Annotated in this window: 21 protein-coding genes; 6 read left to right on the top strand and 15 right to left on the bottom strand. The window is 36.2% G+C overall.

Going from position 1 to position 21,879, the window contains the following annotated elements; all coding sequences use genetic code 11:
* Positions 1-62: 62 nt before the first annotated feature.
* Genes EHQ43_RS03905 through EHQ43_RS03880 form a run of 6 tightly spaced genes read right to left on the bottom strand, consistent with a single transcriptional unit; the run spans position 63 to position 7,006 of the window.
* Positions 63-1,214 carry a carbon-nitrogen hydrolase family protein gene (locus tag EHQ43_RS03905; protein WP_135770188.1) on the bottom strand — a complete coding sequence of 384 codons (1,152 nt, stop codon included), beginning with the start codon at positions 1,212-1,214 and terminating at the stop codon, positions 63-65.
* Complete coding sequence (locus EHQ43_RS03900; RefSeq protein WP_135740040.1) at positions 1,207-1,629, bottom strand: NUDIX domain-containing protein; 423 nt, start codon at positions 1,627-1,629, stop codon at positions 1,207-1,209. Before EHQ43_RS03900 ends, EHQ43_RS03905 begins: the two co-directional genes overlap by 8 nt.
* The gene (locus EHQ43_RS03895; protein ID WP_135770187.1) at positions 1,626-4,076 is read right to left on the bottom strand and encodes a hypothetical protein; all 2,451 of its coding nucleotides are present in this window, start codon (positions 4,074-4,076) and stop codon (positions 1,626-1,628) included. The genes EHQ43_RS03900 and EHQ43_RS03895 overlap by 4 nt, the downstream gene beginning before the upstream one ends.
* A 4-nt stretch (positions 4,077-4,080) precedes the next feature.
* Positions 4,081-5,523 (bottom strand): MDR/zinc-dependent alcohol dehydrogenase-like family protein, encoded by a 1,443-nt coding sequence (locus tag EHQ43_RS03890; RefSeq protein ID WP_135770186.1) that lies wholly within the window; start codon positions 5,521-5,523, stop codon positions 4,081-4,083.
* Positions 5,523-6,185, bottom strand: a complete 663-nt coding sequence (locus EHQ43_RS03885) for a rhomboid family intramembrane serine protease (protein ID WP_135740043.1) — start codon at positions 6,183-6,185, stop codon at positions 5,523-5,525. Before EHQ43_RS03885 ends, EHQ43_RS03890 begins: the two co-directional genes overlap by 1 nt.
* Positions 6,186-6,187: 2 nt before the next feature.
* Entirely contained in the window at positions 6,188-7,006 is an 819-nt protein-coding gene (locus EHQ43_RS03880; RefSeq protein ID WP_135770185.1) for an adhesin OmpL37 family surface protein, read from the bottom strand.
* A 161-nt stretch (positions 7,007-7,167) separates the two neighbouring features.
* Between EHQ43_RS03880 and EHQ43_RS03875 the strand changes: the two genes are divergently transcribed.
* Positions 7,168-7,710, top strand: coding sequence for a hypothetical protein (locus EHQ43_RS03875; RefSeq protein WP_244242666.1), 543 nt, complete (start codon positions 7,168-7,170; stop codon positions 7,708-7,710).
* Positions 7,707-8,744 carry a zinc-binding dehydrogenase gene (locus tag EHQ43_RS03870; protein ID WP_135753457.1) on the top strand — a complete coding sequence of 346 codons (1,038 nt, stop codon included), beginning with the start codon at positions 7,707-7,709 and terminating at the stop codon, positions 8,742-8,744. The genes EHQ43_RS03875 and EHQ43_RS03870 overlap by 4 nt, the downstream gene beginning before the upstream one ends.
* Positions 8,745-8,855: 111 nt before the next feature.
* Here EHQ43_RS03870 and EHQ43_RS03865 read toward each other — a convergent pair whose 3' ends face one another.
* Positions 8,856-10,808, bottom strand: a complete 1,953-nt coding sequence (locus EHQ43_RS03865; RefSeq protein ID WP_135753458.1) for a PP2C family protein-serine/threonine phosphatase — start codon at positions 10,806-10,808, stop codon at positions 8,856-8,858.
* Positions 10,809-10,845: 37 nt separating this feature from the next.
* Between EHQ43_RS03865 and EHQ43_RS03860 the strand changes: the two genes are divergently transcribed.
* Both EHQ43_RS03860 and EHQ43_RS03855 read left to right on the top strand, forming a co-directional pair.
* Positions 10,846-11,142 carry a hypothetical protein gene (locus tag EHQ43_RS03860; RefSeq protein WP_135740048.1) on the top strand — a complete coding sequence of 99 codons (297 nt, stop codon included), beginning with the start codon at positions 10,846-10,848 and terminating at the stop codon, positions 11,140-11,142.
* A gap of 18 nt (positions 11,143-11,160) precedes the next feature.
* Entirely contained in the window at positions 11,161-12,102 is a 942-nt protein-coding gene (locus EHQ43_RS03855) for an NAD(P)H-dependent flavin oxidoreductase (RefSeq protein ID WP_135753459.1), read from the top strand.
* A 59-nt stretch (positions 12,103-12,161) separates the two neighbouring features.
* Here EHQ43_RS03855 and EHQ43_RS03850 read toward each other — a convergent pair whose 3' ends face one another.
* From EHQ43_RS03850 to thyX, 4 genes are read right to left on the bottom strand one after another with little or no spacing between them, the layout of a single operon-like run.
* A complete protein-coding gene (locus EHQ43_RS03850; protein ID WP_135770184.1) occupies positions 12,162-13,472 on the bottom strand; it encodes a protein-disulfide reductase DsbD family protein in 1,311 nt (436 codons plus the stop codon).
* 10 nt (positions 13,473-13,482) lie between these two features.
* On the bottom strand, positions 13,483-14,880 hold the full coding sequence (locus EHQ43_RS03845) for a hypothetical protein (RefSeq protein ID WP_135770183.1): 1,398 nt from the start codon (positions 14,878-14,880) through the stop codon (positions 13,483-13,485).
* Positions 14,877-15,590 (bottom strand): FecR family protein, encoded by a 714-nt coding sequence (locus EHQ43_RS03840; protein WP_135740052.1) that lies wholly within the window; start codon positions 15,588-15,590, stop codon positions 14,877-14,879. Before EHQ43_RS03840 ends, EHQ43_RS03845 begins: the two co-directional genes overlap by 4 nt.
* A 52-nt stretch (positions 15,591-15,642) precedes the next feature.
* Positions 15,643-16,566: an FAD-dependent thymidylate synthase gene (thyX, locus tag EHQ43_RS03835; protein WP_135770182.1), complete on the bottom strand. Its 924-nt coding sequence runs from the start codon at positions 16,564-16,566 to the stop codon at positions 15,643-15,645.
* Positions 16,567-16,657: 91 nt separating this feature from the next.
* Between thyX and EHQ43_RS03830 the strand changes: the two genes are divergently transcribed.
* Positions 16,658-18,535, top strand: coding sequence for an alpha/beta fold hydrolase (locus EHQ43_RS03830; protein WP_135770181.1), 1,878 nt, complete (start codon positions 16,658-16,660; stop codon positions 18,533-18,535).
* A 12-nt stretch (positions 18,536-18,547) separates the two neighbouring features.
* On the opposite strand, the gene EHQ43_RS03825 is transcribed toward EHQ43_RS03830, so the two are convergent.
* A complete protein-coding gene (locus tag EHQ43_RS03825) occupies positions 18,548-19,069 on the bottom strand; it encodes an SRPBCC family protein (RefSeq protein WP_135770180.1) in 522 nt (173 codons plus the stop codon).
* A gap of 51 nt (positions 19,070-19,120) precedes the next feature.
* Between EHQ43_RS03825 and EHQ43_RS03820 the strand changes: the two genes are divergently transcribed.
* A complete protein-coding gene (locus tag EHQ43_RS03820) occupies positions 19,121-19,594 on the top strand; it encodes a nuclear transport factor 2 family protein (protein WP_135740056.1) in 474 nt (157 codons plus the stop codon).
* 27 nt (positions 19,595-19,621) lie between these two features.
* On the opposite strand, the gene EHQ43_RS03815 is transcribed toward EHQ43_RS03820, so the two are convergent.
* Genes EHQ43_RS03815 through EHQ43_RS03805 form a run of 3 tightly spaced genes read right to left on the bottom strand, consistent with a single transcriptional unit; the run spans position 19,622 to position 21,878 of the window.
* Positions 19,622-19,978, bottom strand: a complete 357-nt coding sequence (locus EHQ43_RS03815) for a rhodanese-like domain-containing protein (protein ID WP_135740057.1) — start codon at positions 19,976-19,978, stop codon at positions 19,622-19,624.
* 2 nt (positions 19,979-19,980) lie between these two features.
* Entirely contained in the window at positions 19,981-20,583 is a 603-nt protein-coding gene (locus EHQ43_RS03810; RefSeq protein WP_135770179.1) for a phosphoribosyl-AMP cyclohydrolase, read from the bottom strand.
* Entirely contained in the window at positions 20,580-21,878 is a 1,299-nt protein-coding gene (locus EHQ43_RS03805; RefSeq protein ID WP_135770178.1) for an adenylate/guanylate cyclase domain-containing protein, read from the bottom strand. The genes EHQ43_RS03810 and EHQ43_RS03805 overlap by 4 nt, the downstream gene beginning before the upstream one ends.
* Position 21,879 lies beyond the last annotated feature (1 nt).

Genomic DNA, 21,879 nt, shown 5'->3' with positions numbered 1-21,879 from the left:
AACGGATTTTCAGCAAAATCCTAAATTTAAAAATTAAAAAACCAACTCGTCTGATTCTTTTTTTAAAAGTACAAATTTAAGATTGTTGGGCTTTCTACCGAGATGACCTCATCTTCAAATGTAAAATCTCTAAGATTGAAGGTTTTCCCATTCCAATGATTTTCAAATAAATGCCCAGAGAGAAACACTTGTACTAAATCTTGTGCTCGGGTGGTTTTTATATATTTTGACATACCATCTTGTTTCCAAACGTTCATATCAGACAAATCTTTTCCTGACCATTTCATATTTGGAAACACAGCAGAAGGGGAAATCAAACCATCAATTGCTTTTCCTGTTAGGCGAGAATAAATGGATGAATCAAATACCTCTTGTCCTATAAAAACCGCAACTTTCCATCCAGGAACAATCCAAATTCTGTCTTGGTTGATATCTCCTGCAGCATATACTTTTTGTTCTTCTTCTGATAATATAGATTTTTTTACGATTGGTTCCATCAATTTACCATCAGCAGAAAATGGAATTGCGACATTATAAAGAGGTCCTGTAGAGTCCAAAACAAGATTTCCTTTCACAATTTTTGGATTAGGAAGTACAATCGTTCCACCAAGGATAGGTACATTATAATCTTTTGCTAATGAAGAAAACGTACGTACATATACATCAGCCATCATATTAGCCTTAGAAAGTAATAGATCGTTTAAAGTAAAATTATCTCCTTTTGTTTTAAGTGCATCGCTTAAGCTATCAGAATTGAGAAATTTGGACTTCTCATTAAGAAATATTAATCCTGAACCTAAATGTTCTGGAAAAATAACGATTGTTTTACGGTCAAATATTCCAGATTTTTTACCTTGGATTAATGTTTCTTCAATCCTTTCTTTCCACCATTCTTCTTTAACATAATCTTCAGGTTTTAGAACAAGTTGAATTCCAACAAGGTTTCCGTATTTACGGTCTGTTCCATTCGTTTGGATAGAAACTTCATTCCAGGTTTTATTTGGTTTTTGTATTTCTTCGTCAACTTCTGGTTTGCTAAAATCAAAGTTTAAATTGAAATCGAAGTTAAAACTAAAGTCTGTTTTAGGCATCTCCAATTTTGGAATTGGAACAGTTGATTCATGTTCTTTTAAGTAAGTTGCAGAACCAAATCCAATTCCAAACAAAAGTATAAATAATAAGATTTTATGAGGTGGTACATATAAATTATGCATAGTGATTTAAATAAAGCTGGACTGCATCCAACATATACTCCGAAAAAAGTTTCTTAGGATCAAAAGAATTTATATTTACCCATTCCATATAATCATGTTCATCTGACAATTCTACTTTGCCATCAATTAATTTGGCGTCGTATGCAATGATAATACATGGAAAATTGCCATCATTCACTCTATGTTTATGTACAAAAATAGGAGTCGGGTTTACTTCAATTTTGATATGATCGCCAAGTTCTTCATTGATTTCCCGAAAGATACTTTCTGTCCAATCTTCAAAAAATTCATCCTCATTCATCCTTCCTCCCGGAAGGTCTCCATGTCCCGACTTTTGATCGCGTAAAACTAATAATGAGTCCCCATCTCTTAAAAAGAGTTTTTGTGTGATTTGAAAAAATCCGTGTTTACTCACAATACTTTTCCCCAAACATCAATTTGGTGGTCTACTGCATAAATCTCTGGTGATGGAAGTTTTTTAGATTTAAATTGATTTACCATTCCAAGTGAAACACTCGCTAGTTGTGATATGATTGGATCCATAGATTCAGTTGGTACACCAAAAAACAAAAAGTTTACAGGACTGCCATCACTGATTAGGTAGATTTCTTTTTCCAATTTTAATTCTGGAATTTTGAATACAACCTTCGATCCTAAATCCATTTGTGTTTGTGGGTCCAAAATTCTATGAAATGTAATGACTGTTTCTTTATCTCTAAGTTTTACCTGATCGAGTGAATTCAGTTCATTGGTCCATTGGATAAAATTTTCAAACTCTATTGTTTTTGTGGAACCAGATGCTAAAAATAATTGTTTGTGTTCGCTGTAAAAAATCCAATTTTCAAAGTCCTTTTGTTGAAGTATGGATTCTCCTGTGACTCCAATTACTAAATCAATATTTGAAAAATCTTTATTTGAAAGAGAATCAAACGATTGTTTTCGAAATGTAGAATTCATTTCAAATTTACGATCCACTTCCAAAACATTTAAATTGTTTTCGTGTAAAGAACCACCAACTAAATATTTCTTTAAGAATCTACCTATATTTCCTTCGGCACCAAGGATCAAAATATTTCGTTTTGATAAAACTTTACCAATTCCATGTAATGTATTTTCGATGGCATTGATAATAGAACGAGCAACCTCTTTTGATTCCTCTAATGTTTTTTCCTTTGAAATTGCAATTGAATATGCCGGTAAAAACAATGATTTCCTTTCGTGTTTCACTTTGAGTAATCTATCATAACCATTCCGAGTATGTTCGACAGTTCCAATGACATGATGATTTAATATTTCAGAAAATTTCCTTTCATTCACTGAAGAATTTTTATTCTCCACCCAAAATTCCTTGAGAACTTCACCGAAAGTGACACCATCTAATGCTCGCTCATTGAGGATTGGAGCAATGTAACCACCGTCTTCTATTAAAATCATTCTTTCATTTTTTTCAATAAGTCTCTGCAACTGATTGAGAAACATATATAAAGCCAATCTGCGCATCGCATCGAAAAAACCTAATTTGGCTTCTTCCAATTTATGGCGAAAACTTATATGCTCTTCAAAATCACTATATAAAAGGGAAACACCATAATATGGCGTATTATTTTTTGTGAGTTTAAACTCAAGTCCCGCCATATAAAATGATTCCGTTGGGATATCCAATAAAATGTCTAAATAAATTGGAGGAATGTTTCCACCATATTTTACAAAGGCAACATTCAACGATTTTGCTTTTAACCTTCTAAATGTTTCAATTAATGAAATAATCTCAGAAGTGATATGGTGAATTAAAAAAATATGAACACCTTCAAAATTATATTTATGTCCTTCGCCATTGGCAATGGATTCTAAAATTGGCATTCGCTTTAAATAAAAATTTGAATCTACTAAAGTTCGTTTTTGATTGAAACTAAAATTTAAAACTCGATCAAGTCTAGAAAGATCAACATATACTGACGTTTTTCCGATGATCGCTCTTAATGTATTACCTTCTTTTATTTTTTTAGAAGTTGAAGAATCTTCTAATAGCAAAAACAATTTTTTTAGTATCGAAAGTGAAATACTAGGATCCGAACTTAGAATCAAATTCCGATACTGTTCTTCCCAATAAAAATTTATATTTGAAAGTTTTCCCAAAGGTGTTTTTTCAATCTGGGAAAATACTTTGCTAAAATGACTATTTTCCTCTTCAAAAAAAGTTTCACCTTTTTGAGCAACATTGATAATTCCATTACTCAATGATTCACTGATTTTGGAAGCTCCTGCAATATAGGTTCTAGTATGAACATCACTAATCACTTCGTGTGTAATGTTCGCTAAATTTAAACATCCGTCTTCTCTGGAATCTATTGTAATGCGTAGAAAAAAATCACCAATTCGATTTTGGCTCGGTACTCGTTCCATCAAGATATAATAACCCGATGGATGAACAAACTCGGTATCGAAAGGAAATAAAAGTGCAACAGGAGAATTTCGATTTGGGTCTTCGCCGTAAAACTCAGGATGAATTTTTTTGGCTATCGACTGTTGTTGGAAAGATCCGAAAACGAATCGTAAATTTTCCTCAAATTCTTCACGGAATAATACCCAATCTTTTAAAATCCCAGCTCTCGCCAACACCTGCACATGTTGGATGTGCATATCGACTAACTCGTGATTTATATTTGGATTTATTTTATATGTAAATGCTAAATCTCCAGGTAAAGATTGTAATAAATTTCCAATTTCTTCTCCAATTGTTCGCGATAAAATGGAGAGACCAAAAAATATCCTTAAATTGGATAAATCAATTTCCCATAATCCATCTTCTACTTGGTGTAAGGTTGGACCGAGTGATGTTTTTATATTTTTTTCTGAAGTCATATCGTTATTGAAAATCAACAACTACCTTTACACTGGACGGGTCTTTTGCTTTCGAATAAGCAAGTTCAAGTTGATCAGAAGGAAATCTGTGAGAAATCAAATGTGTTTCTAAGGAATTTGTAATCTCTGGATTATCTCTTAATAAGGATATTGCCATATGAAAGTCACCACAACGAGAGCTATGGATTTCTTTCCCATTTTTAAAAAATTCACTCACCAAACGGAAATCAGATGGCCAATTTTCTGTATTTGATGTGTCTATGAGAATAGCTCCTCTTGGACGAACTAATGAATTTTCATGTGTAGGATTTGGTCGAATCGTTTGACCGATCTCTGATGGGTTTGAAACGACCACAAAATCAAAACGTGGCATTCGATTGGTAAAATGTTCTGATGTCAGATACGACTCTCCCTTAGTTTGGTCTCCTTCAAAGACTTGAAACTTAGATCGTAAATCGACTTTAATTGATTCTGATACTCCATCGAAAACAAAAACTTTTTTGTTAGTTCTGTTTTCCTTTTGCCAATGAAAATTTGTGTTTTGAGTTGAATAGGGAAGAATAGAAAGTTCATCAACAACTAGTTCAGTTAAATGTTCTAGTCCAGCCATTGATTGGCCATTTGTTGTTTTAAGATGGACTTCTCTTTTAGAGATTTGTAATGCTGATTCAAAACCCGAAGCAGTAGATGTAGTATCATATACTATATCAAATTGATTCGAAATATCACTAATATTTGTTATGCGAAGATCGATTACCTCGTCTGCACCCATCTCTTTGGACAAAACAACCAAATGGTCATGCCGCGTTATTGCAGTAATGCGAAAATTAGAACCATTTGTTTTGCGATAAGACGATAGTGCTGCAAGCACCAAACTACCCAGTCGCCTTGGTCCCAACACAGCTACATGGTCCCCCGATTTGGGAGGTGAAGCAATGATGGCTTGTAATGCAGCCGCAAATGGTTCCATCAAAACTGCGGCTTTCGGTGAAACACCTTCTAGGTTGATTGCTGCGTGAATAGGAGCTAAGATATAGGGACCAAATCCTCCAGGTAGGCGATCGATTCCGAGTACCCTTCTTTCTGGGGAATGTGTTGGGATCCCTTCTAAACAAAATACGTCAGGATTTTTATCTCCACGCGCTTCGTATGTATCGTTAATTTCGACAACAAATTGTTTGCCTTTGTTTTCTTCTAATCCTTCTGCGAGAACTTCGTGCCCAATGATTTGTGGGAGTGGGAAAGGTAAAAACCGTCTATCGATGTCTGTGGAACAAACACCACAGGAAATGGTTTTTAAAGGAATGTAACCTGGCCCCAATTGGAGGTAGGAAGAACCATTCCGTTTGATTTCCCATCCGTCTTTTTGATTTCCAATGTATTCGTATTCCGCTGATTCAAACGAATCATCAGAAAGGTAATCTTTTGCTCGGAATTTTAGATTCATTACCTATTGTTGATAAAAAATAGAAGAATGATAGTCAATGTAAAAAAGGTAAAGTTGATCAGAAAGCCCTGCCGGATTTCTTGTCTTTCTTTTTCTCCAAACAAATAACTTGTCAAAAATACGGAAAAAAATCCACCTAAGTGTGCCCAATGTGCCACATTATCTCTCGCAAACAGATTGGTAATATCTGAATAAACCATCATCCAACCAAATAAAAACACTGGGAATGGAATAGATTTTTGTTTAGAAATTGGGAATCGAAATGGGGACAAAAGTGTCGCTGCTGATGCTAATCCTGAAATAGAACCGCTCGCACCAACAATTGGGGTTTTGTCTCCCAATATAATCCCGCGAACAAATCCATCACCTAACACAGAAAGCAAACCAGCCATAAAATAAAAGAGCAACCATTTTGTTTTACCAACTCTTTTTTCAACGACTCTACCAAGCAAAAGTAGAAAGAATAAATTGGATAATAAATGAGCACCAGAACCATGAAAGAACGTAGATAAAATCCAATTGATAGGTTCGAATTCACCTGGTGTTGCGATAAAATATTCACCAACTAAGTTTGGCATAAAAATAGAAACAATTGGATAAAGTAAAAATAAAAACAAAGCAAAACTAGCGGTTAATGGAAACTCCCAAATGAATGATCGCATAACTATTTAAAGGTTGGAATTTTTGCTTCTTCAGGATTTCGAAAATAGGCTGGGTCAAAATTTGGGATACCAGTCGATAACTCATGCAAATCAGGTTGTTTCCAAATTTGTTCATAATAATTAAGAGTTCCATAAGAATCAAAGTGGCTATCGTATAATAATCTAAGGTATTTTTCTTTATCACTCACAATGATCCTAATGACCTCATTCACCATCGCTTCAAAACTTCTACTCTCTTTATCAAACTCATCAATTGAATCATGTAACAATCCGAGTAAAACAATGTATTTCTCAGCTTGTTTTAAAGATTTTAAAGAATATGCCAATTCCTGCAATTTCATCAAATACAAATATGGGCGAATGTTTTTACCAACAATCAACTTTTGTTTCGCAACCGCTATTTCTCTATACCCGAGTCGTAAATATAGTTTAGTTTCTGTTTTTTCTTTTCCATTTGCAAGGCGAGCCAACCTGCCTAACTCAATTTCCAATTCTTCGATTTCGTCTTCCAAAACATGTATGTAAAGTTGAATGAGTAAAGCTTGGGTTCTACGTAGTTCTGCGTATGATTTTCCTAAATCCATCTGCAAATGTAAAATTTCAGACTCGATATGGTGTTGTACGCAACGTTTGAAGTATTTTTTTTGGTCTTCTGTCCCACGATTGCTGATGGTTGAATTTAAAATGCGAAGAAACTCGTAGTTATCCTTAAGTCCGTAGCTAACACGGATTAACTGTGTAGCCTTTGAACTGGATTGGTCCGGTGTCATCTCTCCCAATGTGGTTAGGAGAAGGATCAGTATTACCGAAAAACGTTTCATCTATGCAACTAGTTTCGGTCGTATATAGAAAACATTAGCATGATAAAAAAGAAAAGACATATACGTCTCATATTCTAGAATTATGTCGAGAGGAAACAGTGCAAAAGTTAGGATCATTACCCAATTCTCCCTTAGAAGCCATTGACCAACTAAAAACGGAAATGGACCAACCAGTCTGGGAAAATCGCCTCTTAGATTTGATGAAATTAGCTGCAAACAATGATAAAAATGTTTGGGCGATGATCTACCAAATCATCCGGGAAGCCGACTCAGGACGATTGTCTTGGGGGTATCACAAAGTTTTACTTTCAGGAATGGTATATTTATTAGCCTATGTTGGAGATTCAAAAAGTTACCGGGTGCTAGTGAATTATGTCAAATCTTTAGATCGAACAATTCCAATTGGCGCGATGGAATTGATCTCAGACTTACTCCCTACCTTTCCTGAACTTGATATCCGAGAACTTTTTTCCATCGCTTCAAATACCGATGAACTCAAATCAGCATTTGGAGTTTTGGCTTTATGCAAACTGAATATGGAAAATCGACTTTCTGAAGAAGAAAAATCAAGCCTAAAAACCTTTTTAACCGAATATAAAAATTTGAAATATTATTTAAATGATACCATTGAACTCACTTTAGAACAATTGAATGAAACTGATTCGAGTGATATGTTGTCTGAACTTGACGGTATCATGTTATGAAAGCTGCTGTTTTACCTTCTGGATCGCGATCACTTGAAATTCAAGAATTAGACCTTCCCGCACTCCAACCAAATCAAGTAAAGGTAAAAGTAAAAGCATGTGGAATCTGTGGATCTGATATTCATTTTATCTTACATGGAAAAATGAAGGCTACCTATTCTCCTTGTGTCCCTGGCCATGAAACCTCTGGTGTCGTAGCAGAAATTGGTGAACAGATCACAAAACTTAAAGTAGGTGATCGTGTTGTAGTTAGTGCAGGAACTTCCTGTGGAAAATGTAAACATTGTTTATCTGGGAGAGAAAATCTTTGTGAGGCTATAGGTGTCATAGGTTTTAACCAAAGAGGTGGATTTGCAGAATTCATCCAAACTGAAGAAAGATACCTGCACCTATTACCTGAAGAAATCCCTTTTGCTGAAGGTGCGATTTTAGCTGATGCAGTTTCCACTCCTTATCATGCGGTCAAATACCAAGGTGAATTAAAGGCAGGAGAATCCGTTGCAATTATCGGATGTGGAGGTTTAGGAATTCATGCTGTTGCTATCGCAAAAGCTCTCGGAGCTGGAAAAATTTTTGCAATCGATATCGATAGTGGTAGTTTAGATAATGCAAAAGCTTATGGTGCCGACGAACTAATATTAGTTGAAAAAAACATGCAAGTGGGAAAGGTATTAAAAGAAAAATCGGGTGGGATTGACCTTTTATGTGATTTTACTGGTTATATGCCCAATATCGAGAGTAGTGTCCGAGCAATGAACCGTGGGGGAAGGATTGTACTCGTTGGAATTGGCAGAAACAAACTCGAAATCCCTATGCCATTTTTTCTCATCGAAAGACAAATTCGTATTACAGGTTCTTATGGTTCTGATAGACGTGCTATCCCTGAACTCATTAAACTTTACCAAGAAAAAAAATTGAATCTCACAAAGTCAATCAGTGGGATTCATAAATTGGAAGATACAAATGAATATTTGCATGCATTAGAAGAGAAAAAAGGAAATCCGATTCGGTTTATCATTAACCCAGAACTTTGATCCTTGAAGACCAATGGTACCTTATAATATTTTTGAAGCTTCAAGCATAACTAGATAGTATTCTTTTTTATAGCAGGTATTGACTTCCGATTTGGTTCGAAATCCAATCGACTATTTTATTTCCACCATTAAAAAACTTAAGTCATCCATTTGATGCTTCCAACCATTGGAAAAACGGAATAAGGAATCTTGTAAAATCGAAGATAAATCTTGGAGGTTGTGGAAACGATATTCCCATAACAATGATTTGAGTCTTTCTTCCCCAAAACTTTCTCCTTCTGCATTCAATAAATCAAAAATTCCATCTGTATAGAGTAATATTTTGTCTTTTGGTTGGATATTGACGATTTCTTCTGCATACGATTGATGAGAAAATAGACCCAAAGGTTTTCCTTTTGCGGTGAGTTGTATGACTTCATTTTCAGTATTTCGAATTAGATAAAAACTAGGATGTCCGGCATTACTAAAGGTAGCCGTATAAGATTCCGTATCGATAAATAAATAAGAAGCAGTGATAAACAAATTTTTTGTTTTTCCAACTAAATGTCGATTCATCAAATGAAACACTCTTGCGGGAAATTGCAAATAGGGGCCTGCTCCAACAAAGGCCATTTTAGACATAGCAGCAACCATTGCAGATGAGATTCCATGACCTGAAACATCGGCTATGAGGAATGCCCAATTGCCCATACTATCTTTTGTATGATCAAAGTAATCTCCACCTACAGATTCTAAATTCTGTGAAAACCCAATAATTCTAATTTTTTCATCTTCATTGTATTTAGAAGATAGAAGAGATTTTTGTAATGCATGTGCCAAAGCTAAGTCTTTGTCAATTTGGATGAGCCTTTGTAATTCTTTGTTTTTGGATCTTAATTCTGCATTCATCCGGTTAATGGAATGTAGCAACTCCCAGTAATGTTTGAAAACATAATATCCAAAAAATCCTAACATCAAAAAAAATCCATAATGGATCACTCTAAATCGATGACTTAAAACTTCTAAATCTACCAATGTATCATGAAGACCAGCAATAATAATGATTAGAATTCCAAAGATAATTTCTCTTAGTTTACGATTGCCTTTGCTAAACACATAAATTGATGAAAAAATTGCAACAATTGCTTCCAATACAACAATCCAGTTATAACCTTCTTCACTATTCAAAAATGAAATTCCGTTTTCATAATTCCTAAATATTGAAATAAAAAATATAATCACATGCGATGCCGCTACTAACTTAAAAAGATTTCTAAAAAAAGGCGGAAAAACACTTATCAAAAATAAAAGCAGCGCAAATGGGAAAAAAGTAAAATTAATAAAAGCAAGTGGGACAATATAAGTAGCATATTGACGTAAAGAAAAACCAACAAATCCATTTAATGCTTCGATGAGAGATGCAGATAATAGAAGTATAGAAAAATTTAAAAAGATCATCTCCTTTCTACGTAAAAAATAAAATCCCATAAAAATAATCGATAAAACGAGGAGTATGGGTGCAAAAAATGTTTTAGAAAAATTCTCCATGAATAATTCTATTAACGCTTGGGAATGATTTTTAAAAATAACATCACGATCCAATCCGATATAACCACTATACCTAGATTGGAACTGAAAAACAATAAATCCCTTTGGTTCAGGACTCAAAGGTATCAAATGAGGAAAAATAAAATCATAATCTTTGGCAATATACACATTTTCTTTCCCTTGAAATACTTTAAAAGTTTCTAAAGCTATTTCTGCATATAAAATTGGACTTTGTAATTGCCGAATGAACTGATCACTAAACCTAACATACAAATATTCTTTTTCTTTCTTTTTAAATCCAAGTGACTTAGATTCAAATGGAATCCATTGATTTTCTGGCAAAATTTCTGGATCTAACAGTTCTTCCTCAGACCAGTAATAGTATCTGTCGATCAAATATACTGACTGTTGTAACTGGCCGTCTTGTTTACTGTCAGAATAAAGGTCAAAACAGTTTTGAATACCTAGAATCGAAATCAAAAAAAGAACAAATTGAATCTTAAATAGAATGAATTTATATGATTTGACTTCTTTCAATTTTTTTGTTCCTATTGGAAAAGCAGGATTAAGTTCAATGAATCGCAGACGATTCCTATCATTTTTTTACCGATTCCCTTTCCTTTTCATGTCCCTTTCCACACTTGTGGCACAAGAGATCAAAACTCCACAACAACTCTTCATAGAAGACAAAATGGAATGTTATTCAATTGCAACTGAGATTGATGGCCAAGAATACCAAAAGTCTCTCAAATGCATTTCGCAAGATTCCATTTGTTATATCATCCAGGGTTTTGCAATGAGTTGTATTCCAAGATCAGGCAGGTATCCATCGGACCTTCCTAACCTAACTCCAAAACCAACCCAGCCATAATCGTATAACAGGAGATTTATGAAAATCAAAACAAAAATCAGTGAAATGTTAAAAATTGATCTACCGATCATTGCCGCACCTATGTTTCTTGTCTCCTATCCCGAGTTAGTAGTTGCTGTTTCGGAAGCAGGAGGCATTGGATGTTTTCCTTCCCTCAATTACAGAACTCCAGAACAATTACGCGAAGGAATTCTTGAAATTCGTTCCAAAACAAAAAAACCAATTGGTGTGAATTTAATCTTACATAAGGAACATAATCCCAATTGGGCAAAACAATTTGAAGTGGTGATGGACTTAAAAGTAGAGCTAATCATTACAAGTCTTGGAACACCAAGGACCATTGCCAAAGAAATCAAAGCAAATGGATCTTCTTTGTTCTGCGACGTAACAACACTAAAACATGCAAACATCGTAGCAAAATCTGGTGCTGATGCCTTGATTGCCGTATCACAAGGAGCAGGTGGTCATGCTGGAGCTATCACTCCTTTTGCTTTAATTCCCTATCTCAAAAAAGAAACAGGTCTCCCTGTCATCGCTGCAGGCGCCATTTCAAATGGTTCGCAGATGGCCGCGGCTTTATCACTTGGAGCAGATGCTGTTTACATTGGAACACGTTTTATCGCCACTCCAGAATCACGAGCACAAAATGAATACAAACAGATGTTAATTGATTCTAGTCCCGACGAGATTATTTATACGGAAAAAATTTCAGGTATCCCTGCCAATTGGTTAGCAAAGTCTGTGGAACGATCTCCAGATATTTTAGAAGACAGTCCTAAAAAAATTGCGGCAAGTCATGCTGGTGGCGAACAAGCGATTGAACAAGAATACAAACGTTGGAGAGACATTTGGTCTGCAGGTCAGGGTGTGGCGCAAATTGACGATGTGAAACCTGCTGGTGAAATTGTGAAGGAAATTGCTAATCAATATTTAGAAACGATCAATTCCCTTCCTCGTTAAATTCGCTAAACTAAGATTATGCGAATCTTTTTCAAAAGATTCGCATAATTCAACCTCAATCAATTCTTTTTTTGCCAATTCTGAATAGTTTCGATCATTCCTTTGGTATCGAGATAATCATTCGATTTGTATAACATTTTTCCTTCAGCATCTACGATCAAAAAAAACGGTAATCCAATCTTTAATTCAGGATAGTTCGGATTGTTGGAAAATTCTTCAAAAATTGGATCTGTATCGTATACTTTCCATAAAACAACATCTTTCTGGAATGTAGAATTCCAATCCTCGTTAGATAAAGTGAGTTTTTGGAATTCCTTACAGTTCGTACACCAATCCGCATAAAAATCGATAAAGATGGGTAGGTTTTTTTCATTCGCAAGGGCAAAAACATCTGATTTGTTCCGGTACCAAACCAAATTCCCATGTTCTTCTCTTAACATCTGCTCTGAGTTGGTATGATTGGATCCAGTCAGTACATCTCCCTTCTTTAAAATCGAAATAGTTAGTAGTAGAAACAAAAGCAGAAGCGATGAAATAGCAAATATCTGATACAGTGAATGTTTCATCTTCTCAGAATTTGTACCTTCTTTTTTCAGAAGGTACAAAAATACCAAGGAGAGAGTCCAAAGCAGGTAAACTTTAATACTGAGTCCAGAACCAAGTCCCCATATCACGAAAGCTTTATCCAAGTAGGTGTAAGAAAAATAAAAGATAAGGATAGCGAGTGCCCACTGTATATACTTCATCCATTTACCCGATTTTGGTAATGAAAATCCAAACACTCCAATCATCAAAAAGGGAATTCCAAGTCCCATCCCAAACAGAAACATCTTAAAGGATGTAAATAAAATTGGTAAAATTTTAAATCCTTCCGTTTGGTAAGTAATGAGTTGGACTAATATAGAAACAACAACAGGTCCAACGCAAGGTGACGATAACAATCCGGCACCCATACCCAAAAAAAAGGTATTCGCATAATTTACGTTAACTGAGTTTTTAACATCCCCTGAAAAAAAAGGAAGGTATAAAAACTCTGCTACACTTAGTCCTAAAATGAATAACAGTATGGAAAGAGCCAATTGTGTTTCTGGATAACGTAAAAAAGAATTAAACACACCTCCACTCACTCCCGCGATCAATCCAAATATGGCATACATCAAAGCAAGCCCAAAGTAATATACTAGAGGATGAGTCCATTTGTGTTTGTTAACACGAGTTTTTAAGATGCCTGCAGTGATGGGATACAATGGATAAACACACGGGAGTAACCCTGATAACAATCCACCGAGAGCTAAAAATAACACTGTCACAAAAGTAAAATTGCCAGAAGACAATTGGACTTCGATAAGAGATTGGATTTCTGAAAACATAAACTTTATCTTAGAAAGTAGCTGTAGCTTTCAAAACGATGCTTCGATCCAATCGACCGTACTCGGAAATTGGATACGCCACCGGTTTTGAAAACTGTCCTATATATTCGACACGATTTGACAACTCCCCAGTACTGTCTACATACCATTTATTCGGTTCTCCTTTTGTGTCATAAGAACGAACTTCTGTGTATCCCAATGCAAGCCTTGCCGACGGAGTGATAAACCATTCTCCAAAAATTTGTCGCGATACGTAATAAGACTGATCTGAATAACGTGGTTCGGTGGCTCCAGGTTGGAATCGTACCCAAGGTTCTCTTTCAACAGTTTCAGTGGTCCTGAGACCAGGACTTGGCCCTCCATTGGCAATTTCGCCCCTAGCGACAAGTCTTAGAATTCCATTCCCTATTCCCAACCAAAAGTAAGCACCACGACCTGTTGACTCTGGAATCATTGTCCCGGGTTGGTAAGGTGAAAATCGATCAACGATTTTTCCACCAAGATGTTTTTTGAACATCCCTCCTAATCCTAAATTGACAGTATCTTTCCATAAAAGATGAGATTCCAAAGCGACCACTTGTTCTTGGTTTAGGGAAACAGGTCCTTGCCTTCTTGTGTTTGGATTTCCATCATCCAAAAGGCATTTTGTTTTTCCTTCTCGACATTCATCACTCGCATAACCGAATGCATTCGAAGCACGGCCAAGGAGATGGATTCCAGTTTTTAGATTTTCTGACCAAGTTGGTTCCCATCCTATTTTTCCAATAACATCATAGCCAGTGTTCGTTGTATTCTGAACATTTCTGTATCCTTCTCCATTCACCACTGCAGTTTGAATGGAAAATGATTTCCATCTAACCAAATAATTGATCCCTAAATCGACAGGGTCTCTTGCAAACCCAAGTGACTCCAATGGAGATTTATCAAAATATCGCCAATCGTAATTACCTGACCAAACAGAGAACATATGAGGTAATTCAAACATTCCAAATTGGATTTGGTGTTTTGTATTTCCAAGTTCAAAAGTTTTTGCTAAATTCGCTCGCCTAACAAGAAATACATAAGGATTTTCTTTTGTTCCAGTACCAGCAGAAGTATCATTTGTTAGGGCATCATTTCTTAAAATTTCTCCCCAAAATTCAGCTTTTAATCCTAAATCTTCCCATTCTTTGGAAATTGAAAACATAGTCCATGGCATGGAAAACCCAGATTTATCAGATGGAGAAAGGTCTGTGGTTCCTGAAGCTTTATCTCGTATTCGTAAAGATGCAGTGGGTGTAATGATGGCACCAAGTTTTAAACCATAATAACCATCGGGTTCGTCTTTTTTGGTTGTGACAACCTCTTCACCAAATATAGGTAAGGTGAAGAGTGAGAATCCAATGATAATTTGATAAAATAATTTCACTTTTTGCCGTAAGTTTCATCCGGTGTAATCGATTTGTCTTCCCAACCAATTGGTTTATGGCAAGGCAAACAACGATTCAACATAGGAAATTCCTTTCGTTTTTCTTTCAAAAGAATGGTGGCTCCATCTTTTGTGATGATATCTTTATATTCGTTTTTCTCGAGATCCGTGGCACCTTCTTTTTTGGCACCACCTGTCCCTTTTGCAAAATCAGTTCCGTTGATATTCACAAGACCTTCACAAACACAGGTATAACCTTTTTTCTCTTTTTCTTCAAAAAAGACACCGAAAGCAGTCCCACGAACACCCGCAGTTGTAGTTGGAGTGGAAACCTCAAAACTTCCTTTTTTGAAATTGTTTACCCGAAACCATGCAGCTCCATTTTGCACATAAGCTTTTGCAGTCTTTTTGTCCGAATTCCATTCTTTTAAAGTAAAGTCTGTATTTGGTTGGATTCGAATTTCCGTTTCTTGGTACAAAAAGTCCACTTTCGATCCATTTCCAGTTTTGATCCGGTCACCAGGTTTGAGAACATCGTTGACCTTGAGAGTTTTCCAAAGTTTGGAAGTATCAGATGCGGATAAAAAACTCACTTTCCCACGTGTGAAAGTTGCAACTGCAAATTCCTCTGCAAACAGGGAAACGGAAGTTAGGAGGGAAAAAAGGATGGTTAGAGGGATTTTGAGGCTCATAATCACTCTAACAACCATAGGGAAATAAATTATCAATCAAAAACTAAATTAGCAAGGATATCCTAAGACCTTACCAGGGGATAGAATAACCCAACTTAGTTAATTTGTACTCCAATTCCTCACGTTCTCGATTTTTTTTAGCGGTTGTGCCTTGGTCATCTAACATCCCAAGTTCAATTGCTTTTTTACGTGCACCCTCTTTGCCCGAAGCATTCAGAGCTGCGATGATCTCCGTGTCATACTTTGTCAAGTTGAGGGCGCTCAATCGGTAGTCCACAAACGCTTCCCAAGCAAATGGAACCCATTTTTTTACGATTTGTTCGCCAATGGTTTTTGCAAATAAACGAATTTCTAATTGTGCATGGTCATCCATTCGAAGTGCCAAAAAATGGAGTAAGTTATGTAAGTCGATCTTCCAATACGCTTCTGTATAGGTAGCAAGCGGAAGGTCTTTTCTTGCTTGTTCACGGGCAACTCCCATTTCCAATCTCTCATTATAAATATCATTGGCAAATTTTTGAAATTCCGTCTCACGCTTTGTTAGGTGGTCTCCTTTAGATGATTCTAAAAATCCATCACTTCCTTGTTTGTTACCAATGGATTGTACTCGCCATTCTCCAGGCAAAGTGGTTTGAGCTGAATCGATGGCTACGGAATAACGCGTAGAGTATTCATTGACATTTGCCATTCGATGGCGGATCCACTGGCGCCAGGTGTCCATAGGAACTCTCACGTGTAGCTTGAGTTCGCACATTTCAAATGGTGTGCTGTGGCGATGGCGCATTAAATACCGAATGAGCCCACGGTCTTCATTTACCTTTTTTGTTCCTTTTCCGTACGAAACGCGTGCTGCCTGAACGATCGATTCATCTGAACCCATATAATCCACGAGTCTGACAAATCCATCATCTAGAATTGGGAATGGTTTTCCTAAAATGGAGTCTAATTCGGGAACGGATACTCTTGAAATGGATTCGAAATCAGATTGTTGCATATTAGCTTTATTTTTTAGTTCACAGGCATATGAAAAGTCGAAAATAGAGTTATAGCGTACCGCACAGGCACATAAATAGAAAGGATGCTAAATGGCACTTGAAGAAAATACGTTGGAAGATCGTTTGATCAAAATTTCCTCCAGAGAAAGTAACAAAAATCTCATGGTTAGCCCGGACAAAATTTACATTTTTCCGGTACCAAAAACAACCTTCCAATTTTTGGAAAATATTTGGCAATCCTTCACTAATAAAATGGTTTCCCTTGTTGATTTTAACGATGATCCCATTTTCAATTTTTCCATTTTTGAGGTCATCGACCAAGATGAAATGAAAATTGTGGCGACTGCCACTCACTTCAAACTGAAAGAAATCGCAGAACGCCGGAAAATCCCAGGAATCGAAGAATACATTAAAAAATCGAGACCCATTCACATAGCTGACCCAAGGAATGAATCAGCTCGTTTCATTCGAAAAGCGATCATTGATTTCAATAAAGGGCTTCGTCCAGAAGTCACCTTTGTGAATCTGAAAGAAGAAGAGATTCACCCTGAAAAAAAAGTATTACTTTCTGAAACCATGAACCATGCGATTGGGATTCCACTCTTTGTGAATGAAAACCCAATAGGAATTTTATGGGGAATTACCAAAGATCCAATCCCTGAAGACCAAATCAGACAGTTAACGTTACAATTGTATTCTCTTTTTGATGTAATAGAGTTTGTTGTAGCAAAGGAAATGGAATCGGGGAATGATCATTACATTGCTCAAAAAAATATAGAAAAGGCCGATACGGTTTCTAACTCAAGGAACCTTTTTTATACCACTACAAAAGACCAAAAAGAACCTGTAACATCGATTATATTCAAATCGCACCAGTATAACATTGAATACAGGATGGATGCATCTTTTATTATCCCTACTACGGATGGTTATGCTGTCTCACTCAAAAGTTTTATCCCTGAAAAATTAAACAACACCGGTAAAAACCTTTTGCTTATCCCAGGATTTTTTTGTAGGCGTTCCGTAATGGACAAACTGGCAAAAGAATTAGCTCTCAAATATGGATACCGAGTGTTCCTTATGGACATGCGGGGTCGGTCGAGACAAACCATGCCAAAACATGGAAAAAAAGAAGGATGGACCGTTGACAATTATATCCAAGACGATTTTCCGGAAGTCCTTCGTTGGATTCGCTGGCATTATCCAAGTGAGAGGACTGTGGTTGTAGGACACAGTATGGGAGGAATGATCCCAAGGTTTTATGTTTCTTCTTATGAAAAAATCAAAGAACTCAAAGAAGAATTCAATTTACCAAAACCAGAAGAATACATAGCAGGAATTGTTTCGATTACATCTCCGAACTATATTAGTTTGAAATCCAATTTCATTGGTTTAGATACATTAAAACGTGGATTTAGTTTACTCCCACACAAAATGATTTCCGATATGATTCTGAGTATGGCAAGTTTTTCAATGCAAGCCACGATTCAAACAATCGACCTCAAAAAATTCTTTAAACTGATATTAAACTTACATTCAAGTCTGCGAAGTTTTAGCTATAATATTGGAACAAAAGTTTTAACGATCAAGGACTTTGTTGGTTATAAAGAAATTACACCGCCTGAATGGTATTTTCTCATGGAAGACGTGTTTTGCGAAGAATCCGTTTCAGTGATCATGCAATTTTTCCAAAGCCAAATTTCCAATGAACAAAGTTTTTGGTCTAACGATGGTCGTATCAACTACACAGAGAATTTTCTTAACAACTTTACGATGCCAATTTACAGTGTGGTTGGTACTGTTGATAAAATTGTTCCGGAAGAAAGTTTAACAGAATTAAAAGATCTCAAATCTGAAAACAAAGTCACCACGTATTATGAACAAGGTCATCTTGGGATCATTTTCCATGGGGAAACAGTAAGAAAAATTTGTAAGGGAATGGATGAGTGGATACAAGGGTTAAAATAACCTCAGATTCCCCTAACGACCGCTAAACCGGTTGCGAACCAGTTCCATTTCTTTCAGTAAGGTGGCATCACGACCGGCTAAAAAATACGCCCCTCTCACTGGTATACTTGTGATTTCCGAATCTTCTATAATAGTCACAAGTGTTCCCGGAATTTTTGGTTCCAATACATAAGTCCATGCTCCACGCATTTTAAAACTGGCATCTGTCAGTTCGATTTTCCATTTACGATTGGGGACAAATTCTCTGAGTTCAAAGATCATAAACCCACCCATATCTGGTGTTTCCATCCATTTTGTGGGCGTTCCATCTGGCCTTGATTCCAAAATTTGAATCGCAACCACTTCTTTCCTTCGATTCGGAAGGTCATTGATATCGGTGATATAATTCCAAATGTCTTCTGGTTCCGCTTTTAACCACTCACTTGTTTCTTTATGAAACTTTGGTTCTTGGAAATAACCCACTGCTAAAAATAAAACAACGAGTCCTATTAGTAAAAAACTCGTACCAAAGGCGAAAAGAAGAATCCGTTTCATAGCTTTTTTTCTTGCTATGTGCCCAAAGGATCAATCATAATCTTTTCCACAATGAATGCAAATGAAGAGTTGATCCAAAAGTTTTACACAGCCTTCCAAAACAAAGATGGGCAAACCATGGTGTCCGTTTACCATCCCGAGATTCAATTTGAAGACCCAGCCTTCGGGAAATTAAAAGGAAAAGAAGCAGGAGCTATGTGGCAAATGTTATTGGAAAGAAGCCAAAATCTAACCATTCGATTTTCCAATATCAAAGCAAATGAAACAGAAGGTTCTGCTGACTGGGAAGCCGATTATAGTTTTAGCAAAACCGGGAGGCTTGTTCAGAATAAAATCCACGCTAAGTTTACCTTCAAGGACGGGAAAATTATCCAACACAAAGACCAATTTTCTATGTGGAAATGGCTGGGAATGGCTATGGGCCCCATAGGGTATTTACTTGGATGGTGGCCTGCTCTTGGCAATAAAGTCAAAAAGGAAGCAGTCACAGGATTACAACTTTATATGAAACGTAAACGTATGTAGTGTTGATCGAAAACCTGCCAAATCCGATTAAGGATTTGGCATATTCGAAAGTCCACCCGCATTGATCACTTGTTTGTAGCCAATGGATTCTAAATAGGATTTGGCGCTGCCACTCCTACCACCAGAAGCACAATACACAATGATGGTTTGGTTTTTATCACCAAACTCGTCTACACGTTTGGAAACTTCATCAATTGGGATATTACGTGCGTTAGGATAATGACCAACATTAAATTCAGCAACAGTTCTAACATCGACAACCAAGGCACCTGAATCTATTTTCTCTTTGAGTTGCGATTGGTTCATTCCAGATGCATTTCTCAATTGGTATATAATGAATAAAACAGCGACGATTACGATTGCGATTAAAATCATTCGATTCAAACTCACTCTCCTACTTTATTAGAATAGACGAATGAAACCTTTTCATTCTGACCAAGTTCTCGAAAAAAACAGGAGTAATACCCAGTGTGACAAGCTGCCCCAATTTGATCTGTAACATACTGAACAAAAAAAGGTTCGGAGTGAACATAAATCTGTTTCAATTTTTGAAAGTGACCAGACTCCTCTCCTTTCACCCACTTTCCATTCCTTGATCGACTAAAGTAGGTTCCGTTTCCAGTTTCGATCGCATGTAACAAACTTTCTTTTTTTCCCCATGCCAACATCAAATCTTTTCCCGTAGTATCCTGCGCCAAAAAAGGTGACAATAAAGGCATAGACTTTAATAAAGAATCCAATTTTTCTTTATTCATCACTAGATTTCCATCTTCCCATAACAATTGTTTATTGAAATTGGTGTACTTTGGTGAAATTTCTAAAAAACAATCCTCGTCACAGTCCACAAACAACTGATTCTCCGTAAAATTAAAATCTTGAACGAGCACTTCTGTTTGTTTTGAATTCAAAATTTGAATGGAAACATCGTGGGATAAAAACTTGGATTTGGTCAATAAAACGATGTCCTTATCCTTGGGAATTTGGATCATGTGGTTACCTCAATTCCCAAAATTTCAGTAGTTTTAGTTTTTCCACGAAGTGAAAGTGTTCCCATTGTTTTGATTTTTAAACTCTGTTTGAATTCCAAGGAAATATGATCATATAATTCTTTTGAAATTAGAAAATTTCGTTTTAATTCTTTCCCGAGGGCTTCCAAGCGACTGGCCGCGTTAACGGTATCTCCAATGACGGTATATTCTAATCGTTTTTCTATCCCAACATTTCCCACGATGACAGGTCCATAGTGAATACCAATTCGAATCGATATAGATTTTTCTCCATTTGATTCTCTTTTTTTATTCCAATCAGCTAATGCCTGCAACATGGCGATTCCTGCTTTTACTGAATTGGTTGCATCATCTTTGGAAGTCATAGGAGTGCCAAATGTTACCATCATTCCATCTCCAATGAATTTATCAAGAGTCCCATGGTGTTGAAAAACGATATCCAACATAAAACTATGGTATTCTGAAAGTAGTGACATGGTTTTCCCAGGTCCCAATGTTTCTGAAATTTGTGTGAAATTAGCAATATCACAAAACAAAACAGCAACGGTAGATTCCTTTCCACCCGGTTTAAAAAAGTCCTCATCGGCTTGGTCCATTTCTTCCACAACGTTAGGTGAAAAATAACGCGTGAGTTGGGTCATTTTGACTTCATTGGTAACAGCAGAAAGCACTGTTCGCCTAACTCGATATGTTAAGTAAGCTAAAAAGAAACCTAAAACTCCAATGATACCCATAGACATGATGTAATTGTTTACGTGAGCGGCAGGACCAAGAAATGCTTCCTTAAAACTTTCCGTACTCACAAAACGTGGGTCTTGTTGTGCATACACTAAAATCCCGGCTTGGCTTATTACTACCCCTAGAGCATATAACATTGGATATATGGGTTGAATACTAAAAGCATTGATCACAAGAGTACCAGCAATTATAAAATGGAGATATGTTTTGATCAAATAGGTTCTTGGAACTTGCGATTCTCCACCCACAGCATTATACCAAATGAAAGGCAAAATTGTGATGATGACCAAATCGATAACAACACAAAAAAGTCCTACAAAAGATACATACTTTCCTTTTTTTAAAAATTTAGAAAGTATATACAAAACAATGTTAAGTGCTAAGGAAATTGCAGTGATAGTAAATAATTCAAATAGTGTTTGTGCAACAAAGAAAGTTCCAATCGTAAGTAGACTAAAGATTATCATTTTTCCATAGAGACTAAATTTAATCCCCTGGATTTCTTTTTCCCTTAGTATTTTTTCTGCCTTTGTTGCCATA

It is taken from the genome of Leptospira bouyouniensis (genome assembly GCF_004769525.1).
GTDB classification, from domain to species: domain Bacteria; phylum Spirochaetota; class Leptospiria; order Leptospirales; family Leptospiraceae; genus Leptospira_A; species Leptospira_A bouyouniensis.
This window is presented reverse-complemented; position numbering and strand designations above follow the sequence as displayed.

What these genes read in the sequence shown, in the direction of transcription:
- EHQ43_RS03905 (WP_135770188.1), bottom strand. Translation starts at nt 1,214, where the DNA reads ATGCATAATTTATATGTACCACCTCATAAAATCTTATTATTTATACTT.
- EHQ43_RS03895 (WP_135770187.1), bottom strand. Translation starts at nt 4,076, where the DNA reads ATGACTTCAGAAAAAAATATAAAAACATCACTCGGTCCAACCTTACAC.
- EHQ43_RS03890 (WP_135770186.1), bottom strand. Translation starts at nt 5,523, where the DNA reads ATGAATCTAAAATTCCGAGCAAAAGATTACCTTTCTGATGATTCGTTT.
- EHQ43_RS03885 (WP_135740043.1), bottom strand. Translation starts at nt 6,185, where the DNA reads ATGCGATCATTCATTTGGGAGTTTCCATTAACCGCTAGTTTTGCTTTG.
- EHQ43_RS03880 (WP_135770185.1), bottom strand. Translation starts at nt 7,006, where the DNA reads ATGAAACGTTTTTCGGTAATACTGATCCTTCTCCTAACCACATTGGGA.
- EHQ43_RS03875 (WP_244242666.1), top strand. Translation starts at nt 7,168, where the DNA reads ATGGACCAACCAGTCTGGGAAAATCGCCTCTTAGATTTGATGAAATTA.
- EHQ43_RS03870 (WP_135753457.1), top strand. Translation starts at nt 7,707, where the DNA reads ATGAAAGCTGCTGTTTTACCTTCTGGATCGCGATCACTTGAAATTCAA.
- EHQ43_RS03860 (WP_135740048.1), top strand. Translation starts at nt 10,846, where the DNA reads ATGAATCGCAGACGATTCCTATCATTTTTTTACCGATTCCCTTTCCTT.
- EHQ43_RS03855 (WP_135753459.1), top strand. Translation starts at nt 11,161, where the DNA reads ATGAAAATCAAAACAAAAATCAGTGAAATGTTAAAAATTGATCTACCG.
- EHQ43_RS03850 (WP_135770184.1), bottom strand. Translation starts at nt 13,472, where the DNA reads ATGTTTTCAGAAATCCAATCTCTTATCGAAGTCCAATTGTCTTCTGGC.
- EHQ43_RS03840 (WP_135740052.1), bottom strand. Translation starts at nt 15,590, where the DNA reads ATGGTTGTTAGAGTGATTATGAGCCTCAAAATCCCTCTAACCATCCTT.
- thyX (WP_135770182.1), bottom strand. Translation starts at nt 16,566, where the DNA reads ATGCAACAATCTGATTTCGAATCCATTTCAAGAGTATCCGTTCCCGAA.
- EHQ43_RS03830 (WP_135770181.1), top strand. Translation starts at nt 16,658, where the DNA reads ATGGCACTTGAAGAAAATACGTTGGAAGATCGTTTGATCAAAATTTCC.
- EHQ43_RS03825 (WP_135770180.1), bottom strand. Translation starts at nt 19,069, where the DNA reads ATGAAACGGATTCTTCTTTTCGCCTTTGGTACGAGTTTTTTACTAATA.
- EHQ43_RS03820 (WP_135740056.1), top strand. Translation starts at nt 19,121, where the DNA reads ATGAATGCAAATGAAGAGTTGATCCAAAAGTTTTACACAGCCTTCCAA.
- EHQ43_RS03810 (WP_135770179.1), bottom strand. Translation starts at nt 20,583, where the DNA reads ATGATCCAAATTCCCAAGGATAAGGACATCGTTTTATTGACCAAATCC.
- EHQ43_RS03805 (WP_135770178.1), bottom strand. Translation starts at nt 21,878, where the DNA reads ATGGCAACAAAGGCAGAAAAAATACTAAGGGAAAAAGAAATCCAGGGG.